2 protein-coding genes and 1 CRISPR repeat array are annotated in these 3,875 nt (G+C 70.9%); both genes read left to right on the top strand.

The window, feature by feature from the left end:
* The first annotated feature begins 365 nt into the window (after window positions 1–365).
* Window positions 366–953: a DivIVA domain-containing protein gene (locus EF879_RS28925; protein ID WP_370375567.1), complete on the top strand. Its 588-nt coding sequence runs from the start codon at window positions 366–368 to the stop codon at window positions 951–953.
* Between the two features lie 493 nt (window positions 954–1,446).
* Window positions 1,447–3,390, top strand: coding sequence for a hypothetical protein (locus EF879_RS26715; protein ID WP_123563337.1), 1,944 nt, complete (start codon window positions 1,447–1,449; stop codon window positions 3,388–3,390).
* A gap of 180 nt (window positions 3,391–3,570) precedes the next feature.
* Window positions 3,571–3,844: direct repeats of the CRISPR family, unit length 29 nt; unit sequence CTGCTCCCCGCGCACGCGGGGGTGATCCC.
* Window positions 3,845–3,875: the final 31 nt, after the last annotated feature.

Raw genomic sequence — 3,875 nt, 5'->3', positions numbered from 1 at the left:
CCTCCCGGTCGGGACGGTCGGCTTGTCCGGGGCTGTCCGTCCCGACCCCTGATCACGCCCTGCTGCCGTACTCGCCGATGGGGGCTGCGGTGGTGGGGTGGGGTGGCCCCGGTTTCCCCTTCCCCAGTTCCTGGGTCCGGGGTCACCCGTCCATGGCGTCGGCGTCCCGTGCTCGGGGCGCCCTCGTGATCAAGCAGAAGAGCAGGAAGGAAAAGACGGATGGGGAGGAAGCGGTCGAGGAACACGCGGGCGGGCTGGGATGCGGATGACTGGCCGGTGCCTCGGCGGCCGGATGCGTCGGAGTTGCGGTTCGCGGCGCGTGCGGTGGTGGCGCATTTGCCGGAGTCGCGGGCTGCGGGTGCGCGGTGTGTGTTCGACGGTCGGGTGTTTCCGTGCAAGTGGTTTCGGTGGGGGTTCCGGGTGTTGACGGCGAATGGGGTGTCGGCGCGGCAGATCCGGGACGTGTTGGGGGTGTCGGTGTCGGTATCGCTGGCTCCGCGTGGGAGGCGGTGAACCGCCCATCAGCCAGTCCAGGTCCTGGTCCTGTCAGTCGTAAGAGCAAGGAAGGAGCGTTCGGTGGTGCGTGGGTTTGTGGGTCGGCTGGTGCGGCGTGGTGCGCCGTCGCGGCGGCTGGGGTTGGCGGTGCATCGGTCGCCGTCGCCGTCGGGTCGGTCGCCGTCTTGTCGTCAGTGGGCCGGTCGGGGTCGCTGTCGGGTCGGGTGTTGTGGCCGTCGCAGGTGCGGTCGCAGCGGTTCCGCCTGGTGGGGTTTGGTCGGCGTGGGGTGGATCCCGATGAGGTGGCGGCGTTTCTGGACCGGGTGGCGGGTGATTTGGCGTGGGCGTATGGGGAGGTGGCGAGTCTGCGGGAGCAGAACGCGCGGATCAAGGACGCGTTGCGAAGCTGGCAGTCCCGGCAGGCGGCGACCGCCCGTGACCTGGCGGGGTACCGGTGACCGGCCGGTATGTCGTTCATGTGCCGTTCACCGTGCCGGACGAGTCGGCGGCCCGGCGGTTGGGTCGGATGCTGGCCCGTACTCTTGGTCGGTTTCCGCAGGTGGATGTGGGTGAGGCGACCGTGTCGGCGGAGGATCAGCAGGGTGTGCAGTCGCGGTTGTTTTGTGACCGGCTGCTCGGCGGGGGTCGGCGGTGTGTGCTTCGTGCCGAGCATGAGGTGCCGTGTGCGGGTGGGGAGGCGGCCCGGTGACCGGTGCGGTGTCGGGTGGGCCGCCGGTGGTGGTCTGCCGGGCCTGTGACGGGTTGGGGTTCGCTCTGGCCCGCTGCTCCTGCACCTACGGTGGCAATCGACTCTTGGTCACCGACGACGGTGAAAGGCAGTCCGGGAGTCCGTACGAGGGCTGTTTGATCTGTCAGGGGATGGGTGTTGTCGGTCGGCCGTGTCACGACTGTGGGCAGTCGGGGCGGCGTCGTGCCCAGCTTGTGTTGACGATGGCGAACCTGGACACCGGGGTGGTGGCGTCGGCGAATGTTGTGCCCGGGGTGGTGGAGCCGGTGCCGTGGCCGGGTGACGGCGGCGCGAGTTGGTATCTGCCGCTGGCCCCGCTGCTGCGGGAACTGGCCGGCGTGGTGGGGGCCGGGTCGTGGACGGACGTGCGTGAACCGCACTCGTCGGATGGGCCGTTGATCCTGCTGCCGTCGGACTGGCGGCCGGAGCATTCTCTGGCGGAGCGGGTGATGGGGGAGGCGGAGGCGATCGCGTGGCAGGGCCACGACGCCTGGCGGCTGTTTCTGGCCCGCACAAGCCCTGCCCCTCTGCGTGATCCGGCGGCCGTGCTGGGTCGGTGGTGTCGGCTGGCTGATCTGCTGTGTCTTGACCTGGTGGTGGAGGCCCGCCGGCCACCGGCCGGTGCCGGGTTGGACTGGACGGTCCGCTTCGAGGTGCCCGGCGGGCTGGTCCCCGACCGGCCTACCCGGTGTGCGGAGAGTTTGGTCGAGGCGGTTCTCACCACCAGCGATGCGGATGCCTTCTATGGCCTGGAGGAACGCGGCAGGTCTGCTCCCGCCCACCACCTGGCCGCCGGCTACCAGCCCCGCACCACCCCACCCGTCATCGACCTGGACCAGCTTGAACGGCAGGTCCTTGCCGACTGCGTCGACGTTGGCACCGGGGCGCCGACCGCTGGGGGGCAGGCGATCTGGCGGGACGGCCGCTGGTGGCACACCAGCCTGCGTGTCGCCGGCACCAGCGAACAGCTCGCCGAGTGGTCGACCGGCCAGATCATCAGCCGACGTACCGCGATGTTGCGGCGGGGGTGGGAGCCGCCGGCACCGTCCTGGCAGGGCTCGCCGATCCCGTATGTGGACTGCCCGGACTGCGACCCGCACTCCCGGCTGCAACGCTGCGACTGCCAAATCATGACAGGCCATGTTGATCCTGGTTGCTCGCGGTGTGCGGGTTCGGGTTGGGCGCCGTCCCCGCTGCGCTGCCACACCTGCCGGGGCAGCCGCCGACTCTACCGGGACGCGACGATCACGATCACCGACCTTGCCGGCCGGGTCGCCCACCTCACCTGGCACGCCGACGGGACCGGCTGGCAGACCGGGACACGCGTCTGGCGAACCGGCGACCGCGGGCCGGACGCCATCCCCACCGGGCCGGCGGGGGAGGAGGTGTGGCGCTCCGGTGAGTGGGTGCCGGCATCGCACGTGGCCACCCACCCCGGCGGCAAACCCCTCCACCAGCTACCCGACCACTTCCGACTCGCCCCCTGGGCCGACACATTCGCAGTCCGGCCGGAGGATCTGGTGGAACTCGACGGCGGCAGCCCTCTCAGCCACGGTCTTCGTGACGGGCTTGTCACCCTGCACTGGCCCGGCGCCGACCCGCTCACCGAGTACGTCTCCACCGCCGCCCGGGGCCGACCCGCCGCCCGACTGTTCGTGTTGGCCCGCCGCCCTGACATGCCACCCCTGGCCGACCTGATCCGGCTCGTCCTCGGGCTGCGCCTGGCCGTCACCGTCACCCTCACCGACCACGCCCCCAACACCGGAGACCCCCGACTCGTCCAGGGCGAGAGCTGGGATGTCACGATCAGCCGTCTCGACCAGCCACCCGCCCCGGCCGACCCGCCCACCCGCCCCACCCCGCAGGCCGCGATCGCGTTCTGCCTCGACTACCTCGAACTCGCCATCACGGGGAACATCCCCGACGACCCGACCACCCCGATCCCGGTGCCACAAACCCCGAACCCGATCCAGGTCGACGACCCGATCCCGTTCCTGCGCCGGCTCGCCCGCCACCACGCCGGACAGCCCGTCGCCGTCCACTACACCGCCACAACCTGCCAGGTATGGCTGCGCGACCGCGAACACGTACACCGACTCGCCACCGCACCCACCCTCCCCGCCGCCCTCGGCGCCCTCGGCCTCTAACCACCACCCCAACCACATCGACACCCTGACGGGGATCGGGTCCTCTTGCGCCTGCACAGGCACGCCTGCCAGGGTGAACCCCGGACATCAGTCCCCATCCGACGATCGAGGAGAGTGATCTTGAAGCGGCAAGTGAAGAAAAACCAGCGAGTTGATCCCTAACGCCGCAGGTCAAGAAGCCTGCTCCCCGCGCACGCGGGGGTGATCCCCAGGACGCCCGCGACCGGCTGGCGCGGTTCTACCTGCTCCCCGCGCACGCGGGGGTGATCCCATCCGCGCCGCCCGGGCCGAAGAGGTCGAGCACTGCTCCCCGCGCACGCGGGGGTGATCCCATATTTGCTGGCCACCCCCGGTCGGGCAGGCTCTGCTCCCCGCGCACGCGGGGGTGATCCTTCGGGCAGGAAGCCGCCGCCGATGGCTAACCCCTGCTCCCCGCGCACGCGGGGGTGATCCCACGGAGCGCGGGTCACACGTTGACGGGGGGG

Source organism: Micromonospora sp. HM5-17, assembly GCF_003762835.1.
Lineage (GTDB): Bacteria > Actinomycetota > Actinomycetes > Mycobacteriales > Micromonosporaceae > Plantactinospora.
The sequence above is the reverse complement of the archived record's forward strand: the minus strand, read 5'-3'. Positions and strand labels throughout refer to the sequence as shown.